The sequence below is a fragment of the Microbulbifer litoralis genome, assembly GCF_023634065.1.
In the GTDB taxonomy this organism is placed as follows: Bacteria; Pseudomonadota; Gammaproteobacteria; order Pseudomonadales; family Cellvibrionaceae; genus Microbulbifer; species Microbulbifer litoralis.
In genome coordinates this window covers 1-24,837 of record NZ_JALKCV010000003.1, presented here as the reverse complement: position 1 = coordinate 24,837, position 24,837 = coordinate 1, and the positions used below count along the sequence as shown (strand labels likewise).

Annotated in this window: 18 protein-coding genes; 11 read left to right on the top strand and 7 right to left on the bottom strand. The window is 59.0% G+C overall.

Annotated elements, in window-relative coordinates; translation table 11 throughout:
• The first annotated feature begins 50 nt into the window (after positions 1-50).
• From tssA to tssH, 8 genes are all read left to right on the top strand, one after another.
• Positions 51-1,325: a type VI secretion system protein TssA gene (gene tssA, locus MWN76_RS05820; RefSeq protein WP_250460132.1), complete on the top strand. Its 1,275-nt coding sequence runs from the start codon at positions 51-53 to the stop codon at positions 1,323-1,325.
• A 45-nt stretch (positions 1,326-1,370) separates the two neighbouring features.
• Positions 1,371-1,892, top strand: a complete 522-nt coding sequence (gene tssB / locus MWN76_RS05815) for a type VI secretion system contractile sheath small subunit (RefSeq protein WP_250460130.1) — start codon at positions 1,371-1,373, stop codon at positions 1,890-1,892.
• Positions 1,889-3,376: a type VI secretion system contractile sheath large subunit gene (gene tssC / locus MWN76_RS05810; protein WP_250460128.1), complete on the top strand. Its 1,488-nt coding sequence runs from the start codon at positions 1,889-1,891 to the stop codon at positions 3,374-3,376. The genes tssB and tssC (MWN76_RS05810) overlap by 4 nt, the downstream gene beginning before the upstream one ends.
• A gap of 149 nt (positions 3,377-3,525) precedes the next feature.
• Complete coding sequence (tssC, locus tag MWN76_RS05805; RefSeq protein WP_250460126.1) at positions 3,526-5,040, top strand: type VI secretion system contractile sheath large subunit; 1,515 nt, start codon at positions 3,526-3,528, stop codon at positions 5,038-5,040.
• A gap of 20 nt (positions 5,041-5,060) precedes the next feature.
• Positions 5,061-5,516, top strand: a complete 456-nt coding sequence (gene tssE, locus MWN76_RS05800) for a type VI secretion system baseplate subunit TssE (RefSeq protein WP_250460124.1) — start codon at positions 5,061-5,063, stop codon at positions 5,514-5,516.
• Positions 5,516-7,345, top strand: coding sequence for a type VI secretion system baseplate subunit TssF (tssF, locus tag MWN76_RS05795; protein WP_250460123.1), 1,830 nt, complete (start codon positions 5,516-5,518; stop codon positions 7,343-7,345). Before tssE ends, tssF begins: the two co-directional genes overlap by 1 nt.
• Positions 7,309-8,439, top strand: coding sequence for a type VI secretion system baseplate subunit TssG (gene tssG / locus MWN76_RS05790; RefSeq protein WP_250460121.1), 1,131 nt, complete (start codon positions 7,309-7,311; stop codon positions 8,437-8,439). Before tssF ends, tssG begins: the two co-directional genes overlap by 37 nt.
• A gap of 29 nt (positions 8,440-8,468) precedes the next feature.
• A complete protein-coding gene (gene tssH / locus MWN76_RS05785) occupies positions 8,469-11,126 on the top strand; it encodes a type VI secretion system ATPase TssH (protein WP_250460119.1) in 2,658 nt (885 codons plus the stop codon).
• 134 nt (positions 11,127-11,260) lie between these two features.
• Here tssH and MWN76_RS05780 read toward each other — a convergent pair whose 3' ends face one another.
• From MWN76_RS05780 to MWN76_RS05750, 7 genes are all read right to left on the bottom strand, one after another.
• A complete protein-coding gene (locus MWN76_RS05780) occupies positions 11,261-11,974 on the bottom strand; it encodes a hypothetical protein (RefSeq protein ID WP_250460117.1) in 714 nt (237 codons plus the stop codon).
• A 131-nt stretch (positions 11,975-12,105) separates the two neighbouring features.
• The gene (locus MWN76_RS05775; RefSeq protein ID WP_250460115.1) at positions 12,106-13,281 is read right to left on the bottom strand and encodes a lipase family protein; all 1,176 of its coding nucleotides are present in this window, start codon (positions 13,279-13,281) and stop codon (positions 12,106-12,108) included.
• An 11-nt stretch (positions 13,282-13,292) separates the two neighbouring features.
• On the bottom strand, positions 13,293-13,715 hold the full coding sequence (locus tag MWN76_RS05770) for a DUF6795 domain-containing protein (protein WP_250460114.1): 423 nt from the start codon (positions 13,713-13,715) through the stop codon (positions 13,293-13,295).
• Between the two features lie 74 nt (positions 13,716-13,789).
• Positions 13,790-14,035 (bottom strand): PAAR domain-containing protein, encoded by a 246-nt coding sequence (locus MWN76_RS05765; RefSeq protein ID WP_250460699.1) that lies wholly within the window; start codon positions 14,033-14,035, stop codon positions 13,790-13,792.
• Positions 14,036-14,083: 48 nt separating this feature from the next.
• Positions 14,084-14,662, bottom strand: a complete 579-nt coding sequence (locus MWN76_RS05760; RefSeq protein ID WP_250460112.1) for a DUF6931 family protein — start codon at positions 14,660-14,662, stop codon at positions 14,084-14,086.
• A gap of 10 nt (positions 14,663-14,672) precedes the next feature.
• Positions 14,673-16,553 carry a type VI secretion system Vgr family protein gene (locus tag MWN76_RS05755; RefSeq protein ID WP_250460111.1) on the bottom strand — a complete coding sequence of 627 codons (1,881 nt, stop codon included), beginning with the start codon at positions 16,551-16,553 and terminating at the stop codon, positions 14,673-14,675.
• Positions 16,554-16,808: 255 nt separating this feature from the next.
• Complete coding sequence (locus MWN76_RS05750; protein ID WP_250460110.1) at positions 16,809-17,297, bottom strand: Hcp family type VI secretion system effector; 489 nt, start codon at positions 17,295-17,297, stop codon at positions 16,809-16,811.
• Positions 17,298-17,895: 598 nt separating this feature from the next.
• On the opposite strand from MWN76_RS05750, the gene MWN76_RS05745 reads away from it, so the two are divergent.
• The 3 genes from MWN76_RS05745 to MWN76_RS05735 form a co-directional block, all read left to right on the top strand.
• The gene (locus tag MWN76_RS05745) at positions 17,896-20,463 is read left to right on the top strand and encodes a bifunctional serine/threonine-protein kinase/formylglycine-generating enzyme family protein (protein WP_250460109.1); all 2,568 of its coding nucleotides are present in this window, start codon (positions 17,896-17,898) and stop codon (positions 20,461-20,463) included.
• Positions 20,464-20,568: 105 nt separating this feature from the next.
• Positions 20,569-22,548: a ShlB/FhaC/HecB family hemolysin secretion/activation protein gene (locus MWN76_RS05740; RefSeq protein ID WP_250460108.1), complete on the top strand. Its 1,980-nt coding sequence runs from the start codon at positions 20,569-20,571 to the stop codon at positions 22,546-22,548.
• Positions 22,549-22,605: 57 nt separating this feature from the next.
• Positions 22,606-24,837 (top strand): two-partner secretion domain-containing protein (locus tag MWN76_RS05735; protein WP_250460107.1); only part of this gene is annotated, 2,232 nt, incomplete at its 3' end.

Below are 24,837 nucleotides of genomic sequence, written 5' to 3'. Positions count from 1 at the left end.
GCCGGCCGAAATGAGTGAAACAGACAGGGAATACACAATAAGGACGCTTCATGGCATTTCCCAATGTAATTCAGGTCGAGGAACTGGCCTCGGCCCTCGACGGCGACCAGCCGACCGGGGCCGATATCCGCGAGGATCGTTCGCCCACCTCGGACTACTACACCATCAAGGACGCGCGCAACAGTGCCCGCGCCGCGGAGCGTTCGGCGCTGTTCGATGACAGCGACACCGACCTGCTGGCGCCCTGGCGCGATGTGGCCAAGTCGGCACAGAAAATCCTGTCCGGTCAGAGCAAGGATCTGGAGGTGGCGGCCTGGTACACAGAGGCGCTGATCCGGCTGCACGGATTTGCCGGCCTGCGCGACGGCTTCGCCCTGATCGACCGACTGGTGGCCGATCACTGGGACGGTCTCTACCCGGAGCCGGACGAAGACGGTGTGGAAACCAAAGTGGCGCCGCTGACCGGCCTGAATGGCGATGGCGGCGACGGCACACTGATGCTGCCGATTCGCAGTGCCGATGTTACGCCGGAAGGCGATTACGGGGCCTTTTCCTTTTTCCAGCACCAGCAGGCGCGCGATGCCGACCGCATTGCCGACGACGACGCCAAGGCCGCCCGTATTGAGACACTCGGCTACAGCCTCGCGGATATCGATACCTGTGTGAACGGCGCCAGCGGAGAGTGGGTGCAAAACCTGGTCGAGACGCTCGAGGAGGCCATCGGCCACTACAGGAGTTTCAACGACGCGCTGCGCGGCCATTGCGGAAGCGATGCGCCGCCATTCACCAATATCAGCTCGCTGCTGGACGAGGTACTGCGCACGACCCGCTTCGTGTACAAGGCGCAGCTGGACACGCTGGCCGCCGAACAAGAGGCCGCCGATGCGCCTGCAGAAGCCGCCGACACCGGCGGTGCGGCCTCTGCACCCGCCGCGGCAGCGGCCGGCCCGGCGGTGGTTGCCGGGCCAGTGTCCTCGCGCGAGGACGCGCTCCGGCTGCTGGAGCAGGCGGCGAAGTATTTCCGTACCTACGAACCCCATACTCCCCTGGCCCCCGGGCTCGAGCGCCTGATCGGCTGGGGTCGTATGACAGTGTCCGAGTTGATGACTGAGCTGCTGCCCGACGACCAGTCCCGCGCGGTCTATTCCCAGCTGACCGGGGTCAGGCTGGATGGCTCGGATACCCAGCGCTATGTCGCGCCCCCGGCCGCGCCGGCAGCGAGCGCCCCCGCGGCGGAGTCCGCCCCCGCCGCACCACAGGAATCGGCACCCGCCGACTCCAGCTGGAATGAAGAGCCCCAGGCCGAAGCCGAAACCGGCTGGTAACTGTTCCGTAAATTGTAATTCCTATTTGAGGAAAGGAGACCCGAGATGTCCGAGAGCATCCACAGCAAGCTGAAGCGCGTTCGCAAACCGCGCGTCCATATCACCTACGACGTAGAGACCAACGGTGCCGAGGTCAAGAAGGAGCTGCCCTTTGTCACCGGTGTGATGGGTGACTACTCCGGTGACAACCAGGAAAACCGCAAGTCGCTGAAAGAGCGCAAGTTCGTGCAGATAGATCGCGACAACTTCAACGATGTCATGTCCAAGGTCAATCCGAAGCTGAACCTGCAGGTGGAGAACACCCTGGCCGGTGACGGCAGCAAGATGGGCGTGGATCTCGATTTCAACAACATGGATGACTTCTCGCCGGAGCAGATCGTCGAGCAGGTAGAGCCGCTGAAGCAACTGCTGGAAGCGCGCAGTAAACTGCGCGACCTGCTGAGCAAGGCAGATCGCTCCGAAGAGCTGGAGAAAGTGCTGGAGAATATCCTGAAGAGCACCGAAAACGTCGGCGCCATTTCCGAACAGCTGGGTCTCGGTGAAGAGAAAGGAGAGGATAAAGAATGAGCACCGAAGTCGAAAATGTAGCAGAGGGCGAAGCGGAAGAGCAGTCGGTCAACCTGCTGGAACAGGCCATTTCCGCCACCAAGCAGACCGAGCCCGACGAGGCCCAGGACCTGCTCGCGAACCTGACGCAGCAGGTCTTGAAAGGCACCGTCACCTGGGATCGCAATCTGACCCAGACCATCAACAAGGCCGTGCAGGCCATCGACGCGGCCATGTCCAAGCAGCTTTCTGCAGTCCTGCACGACGAGAAATTCCAGAAGCTGGAAGGCTCCTGGCGCGGGCTGCACCACCTGGTGATGAACAGCGAAACCGGGGCCACCCTGAAAATCCGCATGATGAACCTCACCAAGCGGGAGCTGTTTCGCGATCTCGACAAGGCGGTGGAATTCGACCAGAGCCAGACGTTCAAGAAGATCTACGAAGAGGAATTCGGGACCGCCGGTGGCGAGCCGTTCGGCTGCATGATCGGCGATTTCGAGTTCACCAGTCACCCGGAAGATATCGAGCTGCTGAGCAAGATGTCCAACGTGGCTGCGGCCGGTTTCTGTCCGTTCATCTCCGCCGCCGGTGCCGGCATGTTCGGTTTCAATGATTTCACCGAACTGTCCAAGCCGCGCGACCTGGGCGGTATCTTTGAATCCGGCGAGTACATCAAGTGGCGCAGTTTCCGCGACAGCGACGACTCCCGCTTCGTGACCCTGGTGATGCCGCGCAGCCTGGCGCGCACCCCATACGGCGCCAACACCAAGCCGATCGAGTCCTTCGACTTCGAAGAGTTCGAAGTGGACGAGGACGGTGTCTCCCGCCCGGCGGAGCACAACCAGTACTGCTGGATGAATGCCTCCTACGTGATGGGCACCACCATGACCAAGGCCTTCGCCGAAAACTCCTGGTGTACCGCCATCCGCGGTGCCGAGGGCGGCGGTAAAGTCGAGGGCCTGCCCACGCACCTGTTCAAGAGTGACGACGGCGACCTGGACCAGAAGTGCCCCACCGAGATCGGCATCACCGACCGCCGTGAGGCCGAGCTCAGCTCCCAGGGCTTCCTGCCGCTGTGCCACTACAAGAATACCGATTACTCCGTATTCTTCGGTTCGCAGACCTCGCAGAAACCCAAGATGTTCGACGACCCGGATGCCACCTCCAACGCCGCCATCTCCGCGCGCCTGCCGTACCTGATGGCCACCTCGCGCATCGCCCATTACCTGAAAGTGATGGCGCGGGACAAAGTGGGTTCCTTCATGGAAGCGAGCGACTGCGAGCGTTGGCTGAACAAGTGGATCACCCAGTACACCAACTCCAACCCGGATGCCAGCCCCGAGATGAAGGCCAAGTATCCGCTGGCGGAGGCGCGTGTCGAGGTGAAGGAAATTCCCGGCCAGCCCGGTTGTTACAGTGCCGTCGCCTATCTCAAGCCCTGGCTGCAGATGGAAGAGCTCACCACTTCCATGCGCATGGTGGCGAATATCCCCACCGCGGGATAATTGCCGCCGGCGGCCCGCTCGCAGCGGGCCGCGCAGGCTCTTCCCCTGGAAGCCGCCTTTGCCAGTGCCTGTCGGGCGCCCGGCTCTGAGCGGCTTTCCAGGCAATCGACGGACCGATTGATCCATTCAATTCCGTGGGAGTACACGCTGTGCCCGCCGCCCAATCCGCCGACAAGCGCACTGATACAGAGTCCCTGTTGCCGCCGCAGCTGCTGCAGCGCATGTCGCCGTTGCAGAAATTCCTGCGCGAGCCGGATGACCTCTTTGCGTTCGAGTACTGGCTGACGGAGATCTGCCCCTGTCCGCAGCGGGAAAACTATTCCCTGCGCCAGTGGCTCAACCGCCTGGTGGCGGAACTGGACGAGCTGATCTGCGACCAGATCAACAGCATCCTGCATCACCCGCGCTTCCAGCAGCTGGAAGCCAGCTGGCGGGGCCTGTCGATGCTGGTGCACAGCACACCGCACTCCGACAACATCCAGGTGAAGCTGCTGGATGTCAGCTGGCGCGATCTCAGCAAGGATATCGAGCGGGCGCCGGACTTCGATCAGTCCGGGCTCTTCCACCTGATTTACAACGAGGAGTTCGGCACACCCGGCGGCCAGCCTTTCGGCCTGATTCTCGGTGACTATCGCGTGGCCCACCGCCCCTTCGCCGACCACCCGTACGACGACGTCTTTACGCTGCAGGGGATCGCGCATACCGCGGCGGCGGCCTTTGCGCCCTTCGTCTGCGGGGTGACACCGCAGCTGTTTGGTGTGGATCATTTCGACGATATGGCGCGGCCGATCGACTTTGCGGAAGTCTTTCGGCAGAAGCAGTACATCCGCTGGAACGGCCTGCGGGATATGGAGGACAGCCGCTTTATCGCTGTCACCCTGCCGCAGGTATTGATGCGGCAACCCTACGATACCGATTTCAGCAGCTATCGCGGCCTGCGCTTTGCCGAGGATGTCGCCGGGCGCGACAGTCGCAAGTACCTGTGGGGCAATGCCTGTTTTGCGCTGGGCACGGTATTGATCCGGGAATTCAGCGAGGTGGGCTGGTTCTCGCATATCCGTGGTGTGGCCCGCGACCATATCGGCGGCGGGCTGGTCAGCCAGTTGCCGGCGGTGCCCTATCGGGCGGACAGCAGCCCGCAGCAGGTGCGGATGTCGACATCGATACTGGTGACCGACTTCGCCGAGCGCGAACTGAGCGAGCTGGGTTTTACCTGCCTGTGCCACTGCTACGACACGGCTTATAGCGCCTTCAACAGTGTGCCCTCCATGCAGCGGCCCAAGCAGTACACCAGCAAGGCGGCCACCGCCAATGCGCGTATCAGTTCCATGCTGCAACAGATTCTCTGTGCATCGCGCTTCGCCCACTACATCAAGGTCATGATCCGCGACAAGGTCGGTGCCTATATGAACGCCAAGGATTGCGAGCGGCAACTGCAGCAGTGGCTGGATCGCTACACCACCGGTCGCGACGACCTGTCCTGGGAAATGCTCGCGCGCTATCCACTGCGCGAGGCCCGGGTTTCGGTGATGGACGAACCGGGTAAGCCGGGCAGCTACCAGAGTGTGATCCACCTGAAGAGCCACTACACCGTGGATCACCTGGTTTCCGAACTGAAGCTGACCACAGCGCTGGCGCAAATCGGGGTGGGGGCCGTCAACTGATCATGGCCAGGGAGAAACGTTTGTTGGCGCCGGTACTGGACCGACTGTTGGAATCCTCGCGCAATATGGATATGCACCAGCCACACCAGGTACTGAAGCAGTTGCGCGAGGGCGTCAGGCGCGACCTGGAATACCTGTTCAACACCCGTTTCCGCTGTATCTCGGCGCCGGAAAGCCACGAACACCTGGAGGATTCCAATATCAATTACGGCCTGCCCGACCTGTCGACCGTCAACCTGTCATCCATCGACAGCCGCAAGCGCTTCTGCCGGGATATCGAAAAAACCATCCTGCGTTTCGAGCCCCGCATCCGCTCGGTGAAGGTCTCCACCCAGGACCGAATCGATGTGGAGGATCCCAGTATCCGCTTTCGGGTGGAAGCGGTTCTGCATATCAACCCCGCCGCGGAAGTGATCGTGTTCGATTCCGCGCTGAACCCGGTTACGCAGACCGTCGATGTGTCGGAGATTATGTAATGAGTGAAAAGCTGATTGATCTCTACGAGCGCGAACTGGCGTTTGTCCAGCAGACGGCGTCGGAATTCGCGCGCATGCATCCGGCGGCTGCCTCGCGGCTGCAGCTGGATGCAGATACGGTGGACGACCCGCTGGTCGGGCGTCTGTTGTCCGGCTTTGCCTATATGAACGCGCGGGTCCAGCAGAAACTGAGCGACGATTTCCCGGAGCTCACCGATGCCATGCTGGAAACCCTCTATCCGCATTACCTGCGCCCGATCCCGTCCTGCGCGATCGTGCAGTTCGAACCGGAGCCGGATCTGGATGCGATTACCCGCATCGATGCGGATACGCTGCTCGAGAGCGACAGTTTCCAGGGGCAGACCTGTCGATTTACCAGCCGCTACCCGGTGGATATCTGTCCTTTCCAGGTAGAGAGCGCCAGCCTGATGCCGCGGCCTTTTATCGCGCCCGGTTGCAACGATATCCAGGGGGCCAATGCGGTCCTAAAGCTTTCTCTCAAGACTCTCTCTGCAGACCTGAGTTTCGCCGAGCTGACACCGGAGAAGCTGCGCTTTTTCCTGCGCGGCCAGGCCAGCCACACCTATGCGCTGTACGACCTGCTGCTGAGCAAGTGTGTGCGCGTGGTCGCAGCCAGCAGCGAGGGCGACCCGAAACCGGTCTATCTCGATGCGGACAATGTTCGCCAGGTGGGTCTTGAGCCGGAAGAGGGGCTGTTGCCGTATCCGGACACCGCCTTTATCGGCTATCGACTGCTGACTGAATACTTCGCCTTCCCGGAGAAGTTCCAGTTTATCGATATCTGCGGGTTGGACAGGGTGTTTAACGACAGTTATGGCGATACGCTGAACCTCTATTTCTACCTGTCAGAGTCCCACGACGAGTTGGAAAAGCAGATTGCTGCGAGCATGTTCGCGTTGGGGTGCACGCCGGCGGTAAACCTGTTCCCGCAGACGGCCGACCCGATTCCCCTGAGTCATACCCGTTACAGTTATCCGGTGGTGCCGGATGCGCGTCGCAGCCAGGGCCTGGAGGTCTACTCGATCGATGCGGTTGCGGCCACCGACGGCAGTGGTGAAACCACGCACTACCGCCCGTTCTACGGCATACAGCACAGTCGTCACCAGGCGCGCCAGTCCGCCTTCTGGTTCAGCCGCCGGCGCGATGTGATCGAGGGTGACCACCGCAATGAACAGGCGTCGGAATTGGATATTTCCCTGGTGGACCTGGATTTCAATCCGCACCGGATCAGCGATCAGACGCTCGACCTGCGCCTGACCTGCTGCAATCGCAACCTGCCGAAGAAGCTGCCGACCGGCAATGGCCAGCCCTACCTGTCTGTCGTCGATGGCGATGCGCCGGCGAGCCGGATCAGCTGTATTGTTGCACCCTCGGCCACGCTTCGGCCGCCGCGCCGCGAGCGCGGTTACTGGCGGCTGATCTCGCACCTGAACCTGAACCACCTGTCGCTGTCCGGCAACGGCGGTTGCGACGCGCTGAAGGAAATACTACGCCTCTACGACTTCCGCGATTCGGCCAGTACCCGCAACCTGATCGAGTCACTGCTGAAACTGGATACCCGCCCGATCACCGCGCCCATCCAGATTGATGACAGTGTGGTGCTGTGCCGCGGCACCGAGGTTACTGTCGAACTGGATTCGATGATGTTGACCGGTTCCAGTCCGCTGTTGTTTGCCAGTGTGATAGAGCGCTTCCTGGGCCTCTACTGTTCACTGAATTCCTTTACCCGACTGATTGCCACCCTGAGTGGCCGAGATGGAGAGCTGAAGCGATGGCCACCTCGCGCCGGCGACAAAGCTTTACTGTAATCGAGCGACTGCGTCGCGAGCCCAGCCGTTTCGATTTTTTCCAGTCGGTGCGGTTGCTCGAGCGCGCCGCCGCCATCAGTGGTGACGGCTGTGCCCGGGAGACCGTGGCCAGTTCTGCGCCGCCGTCCCGGGAGATGGTGCGCTTTCGCGCGCAGTCGTCGCTGTCGTTTGTCGGTTCCGATGTCCTGAAAATTGAACAGGCCGATACACTGGATACTGAACACAGCGGCGCGTCGCTCAAGCAGTGGCAGATGGAGGTGGGCTTTGCCGGCCTGGCGGGCAGCCAGGGTGTAATGCCCTACTACCTGACCGAAGTGGTGTTGAAAGAGCTGCGTGAAAAAAATACCGCGCTGCGGGATTTCCTCGATATCTTCAACCACCGCCATATCTCGCTGCTCTACCAGGCCTGGCACAAATACCAGTTACCGGTGAATTACGAGCGCCAGCATCTGCGGCAGGAACGCGAGCCGGATCTGTTCAGTCACGCGCTGGCATCCCTGTCCGGCCTGGGCACCAGCGAGATGCGCTACCGCATGCCGATGCCGGACGAGTCGCTGTTGGGTATGGCCGGCCACCTGAGCCGGCAGCATTGCTCTGCCGCGGCACTGGCGAGCATGATCCGCCAGTACTTCGGCCTCAACGTCACCATCGAGCAGTTTCGCGGCCAGTGGGATGAGTTGCCCGAGGATGTGCTCTGCCGCCTGCCGGGGCCCGATTATCCCCAGGGGGTCAATAATCGCCTGGGCACCAATACGATTCTGGGGACCCACTGCTTCCAGGCACAGAACAAGTTCCGGGTGGTGGTGGAGCCGCTCGCTTACGAGCAGTTTATGACCATCTCTCCCGGCAGCGACAAGCTGGAAGCCCTCAAGTCTTTTATCCAGCTCAGTGCCGGTGTCGAGATGGATTTTGAAATCTCGGTGACGCTGTCGACCAGCCAGGTGGCGCCGGTACAACTGGTCGACGAACCCGATAACCAGCCGCTGCTCGGCTGGAATGCCCATATGACTGGCGGACAACAGCAGGAACAGCGGGTGGAGATCACCCTGAGTGCAGACCGGGTTTCTCCCGATGAAGCGCTGCCCGCGGCCTGATTTTCACAACCCTGAAAAGGAATTTTTCCATGATCAACATCGATCTCAAGCGGCTGGTGGATACCATGACACCGCACATGCGCGACTCCCTCGAAGGGGCCGCCGGTCTGTGCCTGGCCCAGAGCCAGTACAACGTGGAGCTGGAGCACTGGTTGTTGAAATTGCTCGACCAGTCGGATACCGATCTCTACCACCTGCTGGAAAAGCACGATGCCAATCCCTCCAGCCTGGCCAAGCAGCTCGCGACCACCATCGCCAAGTTCAAGTCCGGCAGCAGCAGGCCGGCGGCGCTGTCCCCGTCCATTGTCGAGGGGGCCAAGAATGCCTGGATGCTGGCGTCTATCGACTACGGCCACCGCGCCATCAGTTCCGGTCACCTGCTGGCGGCGCTGTTGCTGGACGAGACCTCGCGGCGCCAGTTGCTGGAATCCTGCCCGGAGTTGAAAAGCATCGCCCCGGAATCCATCCGCGAAACGGCCCGCGCCATGTATGGCCAGAGCGGTGAGTCGAGCCACCTTGGCGCCGCCTCCGGAGATGAAGGGGCTGCGGCTGTCGCCGCTGCTGCGAGCAAGGCCCCGGCACTGGACAAGTACACGGTCAACCTGACCGAGCGGGCGCGCAATGGCGAAATCGACCCGGTACTGGGACGCGACGACGAAATCCGCCAGTGTATCGATATCCTGACGCGCCGCCGCCAGAACAACCCGATACTGACCGGTGAAGCCGGCGTCGGCAAGACAGCCGTCGTGGAGGGCTTCGCGTTGCGCATCGCCAGCGGCGACGTGCCCGCGCCGCTGCGGGATGTGGCTGTACGCACGCTGGATCTCGGATTGCTGCAGGCCGGTGCCAGCGTCAAGGGTGAGTTCGAGAATCGCCTGAAGTCGGTGATTGAGGAAGTGCGCGCGTCCGCGACACCGATCATCCTGTTTATCGACGAGGCGCACACCATGATCGGCGCTGGCGGCAAGGAGGGGCAGGGCGACGCCGCGAACCTGCTGAAACCCGCGCTGGCCCGCGGTGAACTGCGCACCGTCGCCGCCACTACCTGGGCGGAATACAAGAAATACTTCGAGCGCGATCCGGCACTGACACGCCGCTTCCAGGTGGTCAAAGTGGAGGAGCCCGCTGAAGACAAGGCCATCGATATGATGCGTGGCATTGCCACCACGCTCGAAGAACACCACCGAGTACGGATTCTCGATGAGGCTGTGGTCGCATCGGTCAAACTGTCCCACCGCTATATTCCGGGCCGCCAGCTGCCGGACAAGTCCGTCAGCCTGCTGGATACCGCCTGTGCCCGCGTCGCCCTGGCCCAGTCCGCAACACCGGGCGCTATCGAAGACGCGCAGCGCATTATTGCCCGGGCGAGCACTACTATCGAAAAACTGCAGCGAGAGAATGCCGCCAGTGGTGCGCATGAGGAACAGCTGCAGGCATTGTCCGAAGAGAAAACGCAAGCCGAACAGCGCCTCGAAACATTGCAGGGCCAGCAACAGCAGGAGTCCGAACTGATCGGGCAGATTCACAGCCTGCGCGACCAGATCGACGAGACGTTTCAACAGCAACTCGCCGGCGAAGCACCCGATGAAGCTGCAATGGCAGACCTGAAAGCGCAGCTGCAGTCACTGCACGGGCAGTTACAGGAAGTGCAGGGAGAGACGCCGCTGATGCAGCCGGCCGTGGATGAACAGTCCATCGCGGAGGTGATTGCCAACTGGACGGGGATTCCCGTGGGCAAGATGGTCAGCGACGAAATCGTCGCTGTGCAGAGCCTGGCGGAGCGGTTGAATCGCCGCGTTATCGGCCAGCCCCATGTGACCGAGGCAGTGGCGCAGGCTATCCGCACTTCCCGCGCCGGGCTGACCGATCCGCGCAAACCCGTCGGGGTATTCATGTTCTGCGGCACCAGTGGTGTCGGCAAAACCGAGACCGCGCTGGCACTGGCAGATGAACTGTTCGGTGGCGAGCAGAATATCACCACCATCAGCATGGCCGAGTTCAAGGAAGAGCACAAAGTCTCGATGCTCCTCGGCTCGCCCCCCGGCTACGTGGGCTACGGCGAGGGTGGCGTACTGACCGAAGCCGCGCGCCGTAAACCCTATTCGGTGATACTGCTGGATGAAATGGAAAAGGCACACCCGGGTGTACAGGATATTTTCTACAACCTGTTCGACAAGGGGCGTATCAAGGATGGTGAAGGCCGCGATATCGACTTCAAGAATACGGTTATTATCATGACCTCCAATGCCGGTGAGGATGCCATTCGGGCAATTTTCGACCAGGTCGAGGAGAAACCGGAGCCGGATGTACTGATGGACAACATCCGCCCGCACCTGCTGCAGAAGTTCAAACCCGCCTTCCTGGGCCGTGCCAATGTGATTGCCTATTACCCATTGGACGATGAGAACATGGTGGAAATCTGCAAAATCAATATGCGCCGTATCGAGAAGCGGGTGAAGGAACACTACGGTGCCGACTTCAGCTACGACGACGATGTCCTGATCAATATCGTCGCCCGCTGCCAGGAATCGGATACCGGTGCGCGCAACATCGAGGTGATCCTAAACCGTACCCTGCTGCCCTCCCTGGCGAGTGAATGCCTGGACAGGATGGCGAGGGGCGAGGAAGTCTCAGCGATTCATATCGGCGCCACAGAGGAAGGGGAGTTCAGCTACCAGGTCACTTGAAACCCGATAAGGCCATGGCCGTCACATTGGTGGCGGCCTACCATGTAGGGTGCGCCGTGCGCACCGCCAAAGACTCAAGTATTCGAGTTACTTCCCCCAGAGAACACCCGGCAATAGCCGGGTGTTCTGTCTCTCTAGTAGAAAATTGCGTAAACAACAAGGCTGCCGAATGCCGCCATCATATAAAAATATCCACTCATGATAGACGCGGCACTGATATGATCGCTGTTCATGACCTTGAACATTCGATGTACACAAACGAGAAACAAAACGAATCCCGAAAGCATGGTCCACCAGTAATGATCGGTAAAGAAAGGCAGGATGGTAATGGCGGGAATAAAAAATAAGTGCCCCAGGCAGATACTGTCAGTCCGCCTGGCGGCGATCGTGAGAAGGAAAAGAGCCAGTCCCACAGCATAGGGCCAGAAATCCAGCCAACTGGAATCACCGGCTTTCCCGGAAATTTCGATAGCCGGATCCGGCGGGGGATCTGCCAGGATTCCCTCACGGAAGAACATGAAATAGCCGATTGTGGTCAGAAGGTAGGGGCCGGGTATCATTACCCATACTTCCGAAGGGCCCTTTAACCAGCTTTTTTGTCGGAGAAAGGCCTGTGCAGCAACGGTGACCAGAATAAGCGGTAAAGTGAAGAGTAAACTGAGCCAGAACTCATCGTGGTAATAAAGTGCAATAAATGGTGTGAAAAAGACAAAATCACTGAGACGGCCTTCGGGGGAAACGGGGTTACCTGAACCTTGTGCCTGCTTTGCGGTAGCGTAGCAATCAATTGCCAAAGCCAGCAGGGCGCATGCTGATAAGATTGGAATTAGTGAGGCTATATCCGGCATCGTTTGCTGGCGCTGGTGAAGGATTGCTTGAGACCGGCTGGATATGCCGACTTATATTACTGGGCTCAGGCTCGACCTGACAGAACAATAATTGTCAGTTGACTCTGTCAGGTCAACCCTGGATCAACCATTTAATCTCTTGATATGATCTGAACGGCTCGTCTAGCGACTTCCAGTGTTCTTCGCATAAGCCTTTCGATAACGTTGCGAATCAAGGTCTGGGTGAGATCTTTCAGACTTACGGTTACGGCCATGCCGAGGGCTTCCATGGCCCTTCTGATAAACCGGAGAACCCACTTTGATCCTTCCCAAGCACCGATAATCATATCTTTCGCCCCGGCAAGAATCCAAGCCAGCTTGTCGGCCACCGTGACAAGGCCGACTATCCCTGACTGGGCCACAGTTAGGGAAAAGTTAAGGGTCTTTTTGAGAATATAGATCAGGGCTTCATTGAGCCACTCCCAAGTTCTGGAGCTGTTTGGGTCTACCTTTATGTTAGAGCTAAGCCACTCTTCGATAGCATTTTCAGTCGTAAATTGCGGTGGCATTCTCTTCAGGTCGGGCCAATCCAGCCCTTCGACCTTGTTCTTGTACAACCCCATATCATGAGCTTCAGCAGATAAGATACTCTGACTGGAAGAGATGAAATGACCATAATCCCTGTGTGGTGGATGCACAAATGGAAACAGGGGTATCATCGGCACCGGGTCCGTAGCGTTATAGACCCTGTGAATACTTTCCGTTCCAAGTCCAGAGGTGATCGCTGAAGAAAAAAGGCTCATTCCTGGCTTGGGAGCACCAAACGTGTAGAGCTTTACATTAGCGAAATTTTTGGTGCTGCGGATCCACTCGGCGGCCAGGCTCGCGACAGCACCGCCTAAACTGTGACCAATGCAGTGGACTGTTCCGGTAAAACCTGTCTGCCTGGATAAAAAGCTTTCAATATCATCCGTCATGCTGCGGAAGATATTAAGAAACCCTAAATGAGCCGGGCGTCCGGCACTGGTGAAACCAAGGCCAATTTTAAAGTTACTGACCCAGTCAGCTCCGTTGTTGGCACTGGTGGACCCTCGAAACATAAGAAAGAGGTCGTTTTCGTAGCCTTGACCTCCGGCTGCACAGACTCCGAAGCCATCTACCGCATGTCTGATAAGATGCCCGCCAACATTGGCTTCGAGATGCTGTTTGCTACTGTTGTCTGATGCAAATTCCGGACGCATCATGAAAAGTTTTAGCTGCATGTCATCCTGGACATCGTATACCCCTTGGGCAAGTTCGGCAGCAGTTAGAGGAGATAGTCTATTCATGGCACTAATCCTTAGTCGGCAATTTCCCATTTACACGGGGTTCCAAGCTGTCCACTTTCTACTTCTATCCTGATAAGTGGGTCGGTTAGCTCGCAACGAAAATTTTTTGGTTTTCCTTCGGTTTCTGTGTATTCATTGGTGTCGCGTTTGCTTCGAATCCATAAGTCATATGATACGCCTTTGTACGTGGCGACAATTGTTTGACTGATTACAAGTTGGACGAGCGGTGATGTTTCAATACGTTTTTCTATTTTTGGTATTGAAAATTCACCTTTAGAGTTTGTGCGCAATTTTTGATTTACACTTTGGTCTTCATTCCATTTGACCGAAAGATCTAAAACTACATCCTCTGCAGGTTCACCGTTATATGTAATAATTCCCGACATTTCCGAGAATAGAACGGCGTCAACCTCTTTCGTCTTGATAAGTGACATCGCGAAGCCTGTATTTACTATGACTATTAAAAGAGCAGTGATTGGGAGATAAAGATATCTCAATACTCAACCTCCTATCCTATAAGTACGGTTGGACACCCAACCACAATCTTCCCACCATGCGCCGTGCTATCCCCCATCCGCGCCGCGGGCTTGCCCTGAATCATCACGGTGGTGCTGCCCATGGCAATCGTGTCGGGCGGCCCGACGCAGGTGCAGGTGCTGCCGACAGTGGCCGATGGCATGCTGCCGATAAGGACTGTCGGTCCGCCCGGGCTGACGATTGGACCTCCCACATGGGGGACGGTGCCGGTTACCATCGGGCAGACATGCATATCGGTGATGCGCGATGCGGGTTTTCCCATGGTCTAGGCCTCGATTTTGCCGTTGCCGCCCCGGGCCAGGTTCAGGCCCTGCTCCAGGTAGCGAGTAAATTGTTTGTCCGGATTTACCGGATCCGAATATACGGCCGCCAGGTTGACGGCGCCGGCCACAGCGTGGGCATAGAGGTGCTCCGGTGGCTCTATAGGGGGCTCCCCCTCTTTTGCCAGGCTGCCGTGACACCAGCTGGCGGCCGTTGCGGCCCAGCTTGCCGGTGTCTTGTGCTTGGTCTTCTCCGCCAGCGCCTTGCAGCGTAGCCGGATCTCTTCACCGGGTTTCTTGACCCAGGACTCCGCGGCGATCAACGCATTGACGTTGTCCTCGTCGGTCTGTGGATTCTGTATGTCGCGGGCAGACAGGCAGGCCCACCAGACGGCCTCGCGTTTGGGCAGGCCGTGGGCAAGCAGTTTGATTGCGTCCGCGTAGAGGCCGGCTTCCATCAGTTTGTCGATGCTGACTTCCGGAGCCGTGTCCGGCACCAGGTGCTCTTCTGCCTCATCGCTGACCTCAAAATGTTCGAGCAGTTCGGCGGCGGTTATCGCTTGGACTTTTACCAGGTCGGTCATCACTACTCCATCAATTGATCATGGTAACGCCGCCCTTCAGGGTCAGCATACCGCCACCCTTGACTTCGGCTTTGCCGTCGCCCTTGCACGACAGGGTCATACCCTTGATGGTTATACCACTCGGGCTGAGTTTGATGCTGCTGCTGCCGACCTTCAGCTCGATAGAGGTATTGGAGGTGATTTTGATGGCCCCCATGGCGTCAGTGGTCTGTTTCCCCTGGCTGATCTTCAGGGTGTGGTCGCCGGCACCGAGGGTGGTCTTCTGGTTGCCTTTATCGATATTGACGACCTGATCGCCCTTGGCGATGGTCACATTTTCACTGCCGTCGGTAACGGTGACACAGCGATCCTGCTTGATCTCCAGGGTCTGCTTGTTTTCGATCTTGCCGGTCTGGTCATTGTGGATCACGAAATTGTGGTCCTTGCCGGCCTCCATGTAGATCTCTTCCTTGCCGCCCTTGTCATCAAAGCGAAGTTCGTTGAACTTGCTACCCTCGTACTCCGTCTTCCAGCCGCTCTGGGTAGCCGTATAGTTGGGGCCCGGGTTGTCACCGTTGTAGACGGCGCCGGTGATCAGGGGCCGGTCCGGGTCGCCATTGATATAGCTGACCACCACTTCCTGGCCCACGCGCGGGACAAAGTTGGCGCCCCAGTTCTTGCCGGCAAAGGACTGCATCACCCGCATCCAGCAGCTGTTCTGTGCGGAGTTCCAGGGGAATTTGACCTTGACCTGTGTGTAGGGATCCTGGGATCCGTCGGCAGCCGTGGCCTTGACTTCCTGTACCTTGGCAACCTGCGGGGCGTGAATGCGATTGCTGCAGGAGCACGGGTCCGGACGCGGCATGGCCTTGGCCGGGACACAGGTAAAGGTGTTGTGGAAATGGGTTTCCTCGCTGTTGCTGTCGGTTACCGTCATCTGTACCGATGTCAGCAGGTACTTGCCTTTCTCTGTTGTCAGCGTGTGGTCGAAGTCGAATCGTCCACCGGCTGCGAACCCGGGACAATCACTGCGGCCGTGGGCGATATCGAACAGTGACTCCTGCGCCTCCATGGCGCGTTCCGCCAGCGCCTTGTGGTAGCTGTCCTTGAACTTGTGCTTGTGCTCGCCGTCGGCCTCGAAATGGTTCAGGCCGTAGAGGCTGCGAATGTAACTGGATACATCGTTCAGCTTGCTGGTGGTGTTTACCTGCTGCTTGTTGTCCTTGGTGGCCGTGAACTCGCTGTAATCCTTGAATTCAAAGCCGCCACCGTGGAAATTGAAGTTGCGCTTCCAGCGGCTGACGGTATTTTTTGTGGGGTGGCTACCACCGCCATCGTATTCGATCTTGTCCGACTCACAGTCGTAGAAATCCTGCGGATCGTCACAGAGAACCAGTTCGTGGTCCCCGTCGGAGTGTTTGAAGTAGTAGGCGATGCCCTCTTCGGCCATCAGCCGGTTGATGAACTGGAAGTCACTCTCATCGAACTGTACGCAGTATTCCCGCGGCAGATACTCGGCGTTGAGCTTCAGCGACAGCTTGACTACCTTGCTGTACTCGCCCAGTACCTCCTCCAGGATCTGTTTGGCCGATTTCTTTTCGAAGACCCGGTTCTTGCCACCCAGGGTGGTAAACCAGAGGCCGGGATGAATGACCGCGCTGTAGCTGCGCATCCCCTCGCCATTCACATCGTGCATTGAGAAGTTGGTCACATAACCGCTGATATGACGCGGCTTCTCGGCGTGATGGACGGTAAATGTCATCACCTTGCCGACAATGTCCTGCTGGGTGACGGCATGGTTGTCGGAGAGCAGTTCCGCCTGGTAGCAGAAGAGCTTTGACACATGCTCTTCGCCCTGGAGCGTGGTCGCGATGAGAGCGTCCTTGCCGATTGGGGTATCGACTTGGATCATGCGTTGATCTTGATTGAGAGTAGACATATCCCAGCCCCAATTTCCCTATAGGTGCCAACAGGCAGTTTCACAAGTGCAGCATAAGCCTGTCGGCGCAGTGAAACGAGCCCTCTGAAGGTGCAGGTTATCTTGAATCGACCGGCAGTTTTTTGGCGAAGTGCTCAAAAAAAGCATTTGGCCAAAAAACCGAAGGGCCGCGGCGCCACAGCCTGTGACTGCGGGCCCGGCCCTCTGCGGAAAGAACCGAAAAGCCGCTTACAGGACGGTAGCGGTGGTAAGGTCGTACCCCACACGCATGTTTTTCGGGTTCTTGTTGGTCTTGTCGGCGTGGTTCAGGTCCGCCTCGATCTTGGCAAAGCTCAGGGAGATGGACTCCATCGGCGCACCGCCGGAAGAGGCGCTGATGCTGTAGGAAGAGATGATGGCATCTTCCAGCTTGTAGACAGCGTACTTCTCTACGGAGTTGGCACCGGTCTGGACAACGTGGAACTCGGCAACAACGCCTTCGTCACCGGAAACGGAAGCCTTGAACAGGCCACCGGAAGCGGCGTCGATGCGCTTGGTTACGGTAATTTCACTGATGCTCGGGCGGGTGGCTTCGCGGTTGGCCATGGCGCCGGCTTCCATGCTGATGCCGCGGCCGACACCAAAGTTGAAGCTGTCTACTTCAATCCAGTCCTCGTAACCTTTTGCAGTTACGTTGCCTTTCGGAGAGTTGCTGTTGAAGTTCATGTAAATAGCCATAGGTAATCCCTCATTTTGGTATGGACTCAGGCGTGGGTGGTGCTTCCTTTACCACCGCGAAATGCAGTAGCTCAGGCTGTGCCGTAACGGCAACTGTGCGCATTTAACCAGAGGCCAATGCCGAAAAAAACCTCTAATCCTGTTTTTTAAATCGACTCTGGCACTAAATAAAAGTGCCGTTTGCGGCGGTATCTTTCACCTCGCATATTTCAGTTTTTATTCACTCTGGCACCATTTTTACAGGCCGCGAACTCCTGTAAACCTGGTGTGGGATTGTGGGTCCGGCGGCAGGTTTTGTGGTTATCCACTCTGGAACCTTTTTATTTTGGAATAAATTTGATTATTGGTTTTTGGTGCAGGTGTAGGGTTGGCCGTGAAAATGGAAAAAATTCCAATAGCGTGTAATTGAATGACATACAAAATCGGGCTTTTGCGTCGACAACTCAATTGTTGGCTGAAAGTCCGTCAGTTATACTGCGCGACTCAATAACCTTTGCCGGTGCCAACCAGGCACGGCTTTTCATTGAAACAATCGACGGAACTCGATTATCCGGGGCAGTAACGGGATGTACTGCAATGATTCTTCAGGGAGGTGGGTGTGAACGACGAAACGCGCATAGTCAAAAAGTCGGATGAAGCACTGCCGGAGTGTGACGACGGCGATACTACCGTTTTTGTCGGCAACGAAAATACCGGAGCCAATGACCACCCGCCGGTGAGCGCCAACCCCGGCCTCATTCCCTCCGCCGCTTCGGACTTTACCGCCGATGCCACCGTGCTCAAACCCAGCCGGCGCCCGGCGGACGCGTCTCCGCCTGCGACACCGAGGGAGGCCGTCGAGTTCGAGCCCGCGGCGTCCGGCTCCGGAGCGGTCACCAAGACCGTGATCAAGGGGCGCTTCGAGCTCGACAAGCTGCTCGGGGTCGGCGGTATGGGGGCCGTATACAAGGCGCTCGACCGCCGCAAGCTGGAAGCCAGTGACAGCGAGCCCTACGTCGCCATCAAACTGCTCAACGACGACTTCCAGAAGCATCCGGATGCGTTCATCTCCCTGCAGCGGGAGTCCCGCAAGTCGCAGACCCTGGCGCACCCACACATCGTAACCGTCTACGACTTCGACCGCGACGGCGATCGCGTCTTCATGACCATGGAGTTCCTGGAGGGCGCTCCGCTGGACAAGTTGCTGCGCGAGCACGCCGATGTGGGGCTGGAGTTCGAGCAGGCCTGCTCGGTACTGCACAACATCTCCCAGGCGCTGATCTACGCCCACTCCCACCAGATCGTCCACTCGGACTTCAAGCCCGGGAATATCTTCGTGACCCGCAAGAAGGGTGCGAAGGTATTCGACTTCGGTATCGCCCGGGCGGTATCCGAGGGCAGCATCGGCAACGTCGGCGAGAAAACCCTGTTCGATGCCGGTACCCTGGGTGCGCTGACGCCCGCCTACGCCAGCTATGAAATGCTGAAGGGCGGAGAGCCGGCGCCGAGTGACGATGTCTACGCACTCGCGTGTGTGGCCTACGAACTGTTCAGTGGCCGGCATCCCTTCGGCAAAGTGCCTGCGGACAAGGCGGCGGAGCGCAAGCTGAAACCCAAGCGCATCCGCTCCCTGAGCCGGCGCCAGTGGCGCGCACTGGAATCCGCCCTCGCCATTCATCGCGAAGACCGCACCGCCACGGTCGACAAGTTCGTCCAGAAATTCTTCGGTAACAACACCTGGAAGTGGGTGCTCGGTGGTGTTTTTGCCACCCTGCTGGTCGGTGCCGGCGTGGGCTACACCTACCTGGAAAAGGAGAATGTGGCGGAGCAGCAGCGGGTCAAAGTCGAGCTGGAGAAGAAGCTGGAGCAGGAACTGCTGCAGAGCCGTATTGCCGACAAGCGGGAGGCGATAGACCGGCTGGTGGAGCTCAGTACGCTGACGCCCTCCTGGGAGGAGGACCTGCAGGTGGAGTTGCAGGAGTACGCGGGGCTGAATCCGGATGACCAGAGCTATATCGAAACGATCAACCAGCGGACCTACGAACTGTTCATCTCCGCGGCCACGGGCCAGCTGAACCTGGGGAACCTGGAGCAGGCCGACGACATGCTGACGCGTGCCGACAACTGGGATGGCGAATCCAGCGAGGCAGAGATGATCCGCTCGCAGGTCGAATCCGAGCGCGAGGAGCTGCGCCAGCGCCTGGCGGCGGAGCGCCTGGCGGCCGAACGGGAGGCCGAGCGCTTGCGCCAGCAGGAACTGCGCGAGCAGCGCCGCCAGGCCGCGCTGGCGCAGCAGCGCAAGATCGATGCCGTGCTCGACGATATGGAAGGAGCCCTGCGCTGTCGGTTCAGTATGAACATTGGCGGTGTCGGCACACAATTGCAGCGGTTGGCGGCTCTGGATTCCATCAAGGCGCAGAAAATCCGCCCGGTGCTCGGTACGGAACTGGCCGGCTGCTTCACCACGCTCGCCGACAAAAATCCCATCCGTACAGAGCCGCTGCTGAATGAAGCCCGTGCGCTTTTGCCGGCGCAACAGGCGTTACAGGACTTCGAGCTGGATTTCTGCGGTCACCTGCGCCCGGGCAGCGGTGGCCGCGGCGAGCGCTACAGCTGTGCCGATCGCCTTGCTTCCGGCGGTGAAGCGCCGACCATGGTGGTGGTCAAGGGGGACAGCAGCGCATTGCTGGTGGTGGGCAAATACGAGGTCAGCAACGGCGATTTCCGACGCTTCTGTGAAGCGACTGGCCAGTGCAGCGGTTTGTCCCTCGGACCGGACAATATGCCCGTCAACAATATCCCGCTGGCAAAGGCTGAGGCTTACATCGACTGGCTCAGCGCGCAGACTGGCCACGAATACCGGTTGCCCACCGAGCGCGAATGGTTTGCCGCGGCCAGCGCTGGTGGCCAGCAGGAGGTTGCAGACCGCAACTGCCACCTGAAGTATGGCGGTATCGAAAAGGGGGCAGAGCTGGTGGCTGTTGGGGCGGGAACCCGCAACCAGTTTGGTCTCGTCAACCCGGTCGGCAATGTGCAGGAGTGGGCCTACGGCACGGATGGCCGGTTGATGGCGGTCGGGGGCAGCCGCGAAGATCCCATGAGTCGTTGCCTCGCCACCACCAAGCGCTTCCACAGCGGTGAGGCCGACCGGCTGACAGGCCTCCGCATCGTGCGGAACCTCAAATAGTTGATAACACCAGCCGCGCCGACCCGGCCGCGGCGCCCCTCCCGATAATAGCCGCGGAGGGGCAAGTTTCCAGACGATTATTACAGGGATTTGTGAGGGGGGGATATGCTCGCGCGTTTTAAAGGCCCGTTGGCCATTTTCGGGGCCGGCCTGCTTCTGTTGCCGGAAGCCGGTTATACACAGGAGGAGGAATCGAGCTTTCGCAGCCGCGTCCGAGCCGCCTTCGATCAGGATGCTCCCACTGTCAGCGAGCAGGATGTAAGCCGGGAGTTCGAGCAGCGCCGGCGCGAGGCGCGCGACCCCAATCTCGATACCGATATTCCCGGGATCTCCCAGCGTACGGAGGGGCCGCGGATCAGCGTAAAGGAGTTCCGCTTCCACCGGCTGCAGGAATTCCCGGAATATGGCATTACCCGGGAAAAAGTCGAGCAGCTCGCCGAGGAGTTGCGGGCAAAATTCATGAAAGAAGACCAGAAGGTCGCCAGCGGCTATACCGTCGATGAGCTGGAGCAGCTGGCGCTGCAGCTCGACGGTATCGGCGCCCGCTACGACTCGGAGGAGCTGGGCCCCGCCGAGCTGCGCCGGCTGGTCAATATGGTGGAAAAGCAGAATGCCGAGCGCGGCCTCACCTTCGGTGACCTGGAGGAAATCGCCGCGGAATTGACCCGCTTTTACCGCAAGCAGGGCCTGTTCCTGGCCCAGGTCCTGATTCCGGCGCAGGAGGTCAGCGACGGGGTGGTCACGCTGACGGTGCAGGAGGGCCTGCTGGGCCAAGTGGCAGTGGAGAACAACCAGAAATACTCCCTGGAGCAGCTGGCAGAGCCCTTCGAGGGGTATCGCGGTGAGCTGGTCAGCCACGAGGTGATCGAAGAAAGCCTCTACCTGCTGAACGACCTGCCGAGCCTGAATATTACCGGCTATTTCAGCGCCGGCAAAAATCCCGGCGAGACCAGGCTGAACCTGAGGGTGCGGGACGAGCAATCCTGGAGTGCCGTGACGCGGTTCGATAACCACGGTTCCCTGTTTACCGGTGACCAGCGAATGTTCACCTCGGTAGACTGGCTGAACCCACTGGGTATCGGCGACGCGCTGACGATCGGCTACCTGAAGTCTTCCAATGTGGAAAATCTGGATTCCGAGACAGATTTCGGTTCCGATTTGGGCCAATTCCGCTACAGCCTGCCGTTGTTCGGGCCGCGCACAAGGCTGCAGTTTTCCGCCGACTACAACGACTTCTCCCTGCAGGACATTGAGAACAAAAACAATGTCGTCAACAAGTTGGAGATCAGCGGCGTCAATAAAAGTTACGCACTGACCGTGGATCACAAGTTTCGCCGCTCGCGGGACTTCAACCTGACCGGTTCCTTCAGCTTGACCGACAAGGAGTCCAAACTGAAAGCCATCGTCCAAAACGTGCTGGACCCGGGTGACCAGGTCTACGGCGGCGAGTTCGGTATCAATATGGATAGTCTTTCCAACGGTGCTGTGCCGATGCTGAATATCCTGAATGCCAAGATCCAGTACGGCGAGCACCAGAACGAAGTGGACCCGGAACGCGGTACAAATTTCGGCAAGTTCGCCGCGGACACCAGCTCGCTGTTATTTATTCCCATGCCGTTCAGCGATAACAATTCGCGCCTGATCTTCAAGAGCCGCTGGCAATACAGCGACAAGAGCCTGCCGGCCTTTGAGCAATTTTCCCTGGGCGGCGCCAATGGTGTACGCGCCTTTGATGTGCGCGACTTCTCCGCCGACCGCGCGGCGCTGCTGTCGGCCGAGTGGTACTTCGACCTGCCCGAGACGCTCAACGCCCAAGTCTTCGGCAGCAGCCTGAATGAGATCATGCAGGTGGCGTTGATCGCCGATGGCGCCTACGGCGCGATAACGAACTACGAGGCGGACGTCGACGATGACTGGGGCACCCTGTCCGGTGCCGGCCTGCTGTTCAAGTTCAACTGGAAAGAGGCCTTCGCGAGCCAACTGTCGGTTGCCTGGCCCACCATGTCCAAGTCATCCATCGAGGGCACCGGCGACGATCCGGACGACCCGGCCATCTACGCAGACTTCTCCTTCTTTTTTAACTGATCAACCCGCAGTTATCGACGGCTGAATCAGAGCAGGACGCTCCCAAAAGGTATCGGCATGCAAGTAGAAAAAATGACCCTCAAACTGAAAAAACTGACTTCTGCCATCAAGGTATCCCACCTGGCATATGCTGGCTTGATTGCAGGACAGATGGTCAGCCACGGCGTGCAGGCGGCACCGGAGGGCGGTGTCGTTGTCGGCGGTGACGGATCCATCAGTACCCAGGACCTGACGACCATCATCAACCAGAACAGCGACCTGATGGCGATCGACTGGGACTCTTTTAACCTGACGGAAGAAGAGCTGGTCCAGTTTCTGCAGCCGGATTCCTCCTCCGTCGTGCTGAACCGCATCCTCGACCAGAGCCCCAGTGAAATACGCGGCGCCATCGAAGCCAACGGCCACGTCATCCTCGCCAATCCCCGCGGTGTACTGTTCACCGATACCGCCACGGTCAACGTCGGCGCCATTACCGCCGCTGGCCTGGACATGGATCCGGCCGATTTTATGAACGGCGATTTCTCGCTGAAGGGCGAGGACGGCAGTTCAGGGTTCGTGGTCAACCGCGGTGTAATCAATGCTTCCAGCGCGGTGCTGGTAGGCAAGCAGGTCACCAATGCGTCCAGTGGCCTGATCAGCGCCGAAATGGTCAGTCTCGCCGCCGCCGACGAGGCGGTACTGACCTTCGATGCCGACAGCATGATCGGGGTCAAGGTCACCAAGACAGTGATGGAAAACCAGCTCGGCGTCGACAGCGCCGTGCTGAACAAAGGGCATATCGACGGCACTCAGGTCCTGATGGAAGCCAGGGTTTCCGGCGACCTGTTCACTTCGGCGGTGAACAACGAAGGCACGGTGCGCGCGCGTGGCATTGACACCAGCGGCGGCGTCATCCGCCTGACCGGCTCCGGCGGTGCCGTGGCCAACAGCGGCACCCTGGACGCGTCCGGCAGCGCCGGCGGCCAGGTTGTGATCGAAGGTGACAGCGCCAGCCATAGTGGCCAGATAGCCGTGCGTGGCAATAGCGGCCAGGGCGGCCAGGTCAAGGTGCTGGGCGATCAGGTCACCGTCAGCGGTGATATCGATGCCCGCGGCCGCGCCGGCGGCGGTGAAGTGCTGATCGGCGGCGACTACCAGGGCAAGAACGACCGCGTGCGCAACGCCGAAACCACCGAGGTGACCTCGGAGGCCAGGATAGATGCCAGCGGCATCGGCGACAGCGATGGCGGCAGGGTGATCGTCTGGGCCGACGAAAGTACCGACTTCGCCGGCAGTATCCTCGCCCAGTCCGGTGAGTTCGGCGGCGACGGCGGCTTTGTCGAGACCTCAGGCAAGGTCAACCTGCGCCTGGGGGAGGACACCATGTTTGTGTCCACCTTGAGTCTCGCAGGTGGGCAGACCGGGGAGTGGCTGCTGGATCCGGGCTGGCTGGAAATCATGGACGATGCCAGTTGCATTGAAAATTGCGTCTCTGCGGCCAAACTCATGGACGCATTGAATGAAAACAATGTCACTATAACCACCTCAGCTTTAGATAGCGCCAGCGTGGACGATGCTAGTGGCAATGTAGTACTGAATGAGAACAGCCCGGATTACTCTAACGGCATTCTCGTCTCCAGCGATCTGTCCTGGGGATCCGGCACGACTCTATCGCTGAACTCCCACAATCAGGTACAAATTGCCTCAGGCGTCACGATTGATGCGGTAAGTGGTGCCAGCGCGGGTCATTTTGCGGTGAATGCCGATGGTGATTTTACCAACCTGGGCAGCGTGATCGTCTCCGAATTTGCGCTGGATCTGGGTGGTTCCTTTATCAATAGTGGCAGCGTTTCTGTCGATGACCTGACCTTGTATGTTGGCAACGCTGGCGCTAATACGGTCAATACATTGGGGAACTTGACGATCTCCGGCTCCGGTACAGTATTCGGGGGAGACGGTGCAGATACGATAGGCACAGCGGATGGAGTCACCTGGACTTTAGACGCTGTGGACGGCAGCGCATCGGCAGCGGGTATCGATTTCACCAATATCGAGCAGGTAGATACTAACAACGCGATCGTCGATGGTGCCAGTAACGGAATCATCGAGAGCTTCACCTTGAGCGGAACGACGCTCAACGTGCTCGGTATTGACTTTACTGGCGCTGTTGAAGCCAGAGCGGGTGCGGAAGGTGGTGACAGCGTCAGCAGCGATGCCGCATCCTGGACTCTGACGGGGGCTCCCGGTGGTGTAACGGCGGGCTCCGTAACCTTCTCCGGTATCGACACCGCCACCAGCACCAGCGATGCT

Coding starts and splice junctions, on each gene's coding strand:
- tssA (WP_250460132.1), top strand. CDS start 51: ATGGCATTTCCCAATGTAATTCAGGTCGAGGAACTGGCCTCGGCCCTC.
- tssB (WP_250460130.1), top strand. CDS start 1,371: ATGTCCGAGAGCATCCACAGCAAGCTGAAGCGCGTTCGCAAACCGCGC.
- tssC (WP_250460128.1), top strand. CDS start 1,889: ATGAGCACCGAAGTCGAAAATGTAGCAGAGGGCGAAGCGGAAGAGCAG.
- tssF (WP_250460123.1), top strand. CDS start 5,516: ATGAGTGAAAAGCTGATTGATCTCTACGAGCGCGAACTGGCGTTTGTC.
- tssG (WP_250460121.1), top strand. CDS start 7,309: ATGGCCACCTCGCGCCGGCGACAAAGCTTTACTGTAATCGAGCGACTG.
- tssH (WP_250460119.1), top strand. CDS start 8,469: ATGATCAACATCGATCTCAAGCGGCTGGTGGATACCATGACACCGCAC.
- MWN76_RS05780 (WP_250460117.1), bottom strand. CDS start 11,974: ATGCCGGATATAGCCTCACTAATTCCAATCTTATCAGCATGCGCCCTG.
- MWN76_RS05775 (WP_250460115.1), bottom strand. CDS start 13,281: ATGAATAGACTATCTCCTCTAACTGCTGCCGAACTTGCCCAAGGGGTA.
- MWN76_RS05770 (WP_250460114.1), bottom strand. CDS start 13,715: ATGTCACTTATCAAGACGAAAGAGGTTGACGCCGTTCTATTCTCGGAA.
- MWN76_RS05765 (WP_250460699.1), bottom strand. CDS start 14,035: ATGGTAACCGGCACCGTCCCCCATGTGGGAGGTCCAATCGTCAGCCCG.
- MWN76_RS05760 (WP_250460112.1), bottom strand. CDS start 14,662: ATGACCGACCTGGTAAAAGTCCAAGCGATAACCGCCGCCGAACTGCTC.
- MWN76_RS05755 (WP_250460111.1), bottom strand. CDS start 16,553: ATGATCCAAGTCGATACCCCAATCGGCAAGGACGCTCTCATCGCGACC.
- MWN76_RS05750 (WP_250460110.1), bottom strand. CDS start 17,297: ATGGCTATTTACATGAACTTCAACAGCAACTCTCCGAAAGGCAACGTA.
- MWN76_RS05740 (WP_250460108.1), top strand. CDS start 20,569: ATGCTCGCGCGTTTTAAAGGCCCGTTGGCCATTTTCGGGGCCGGCCTG.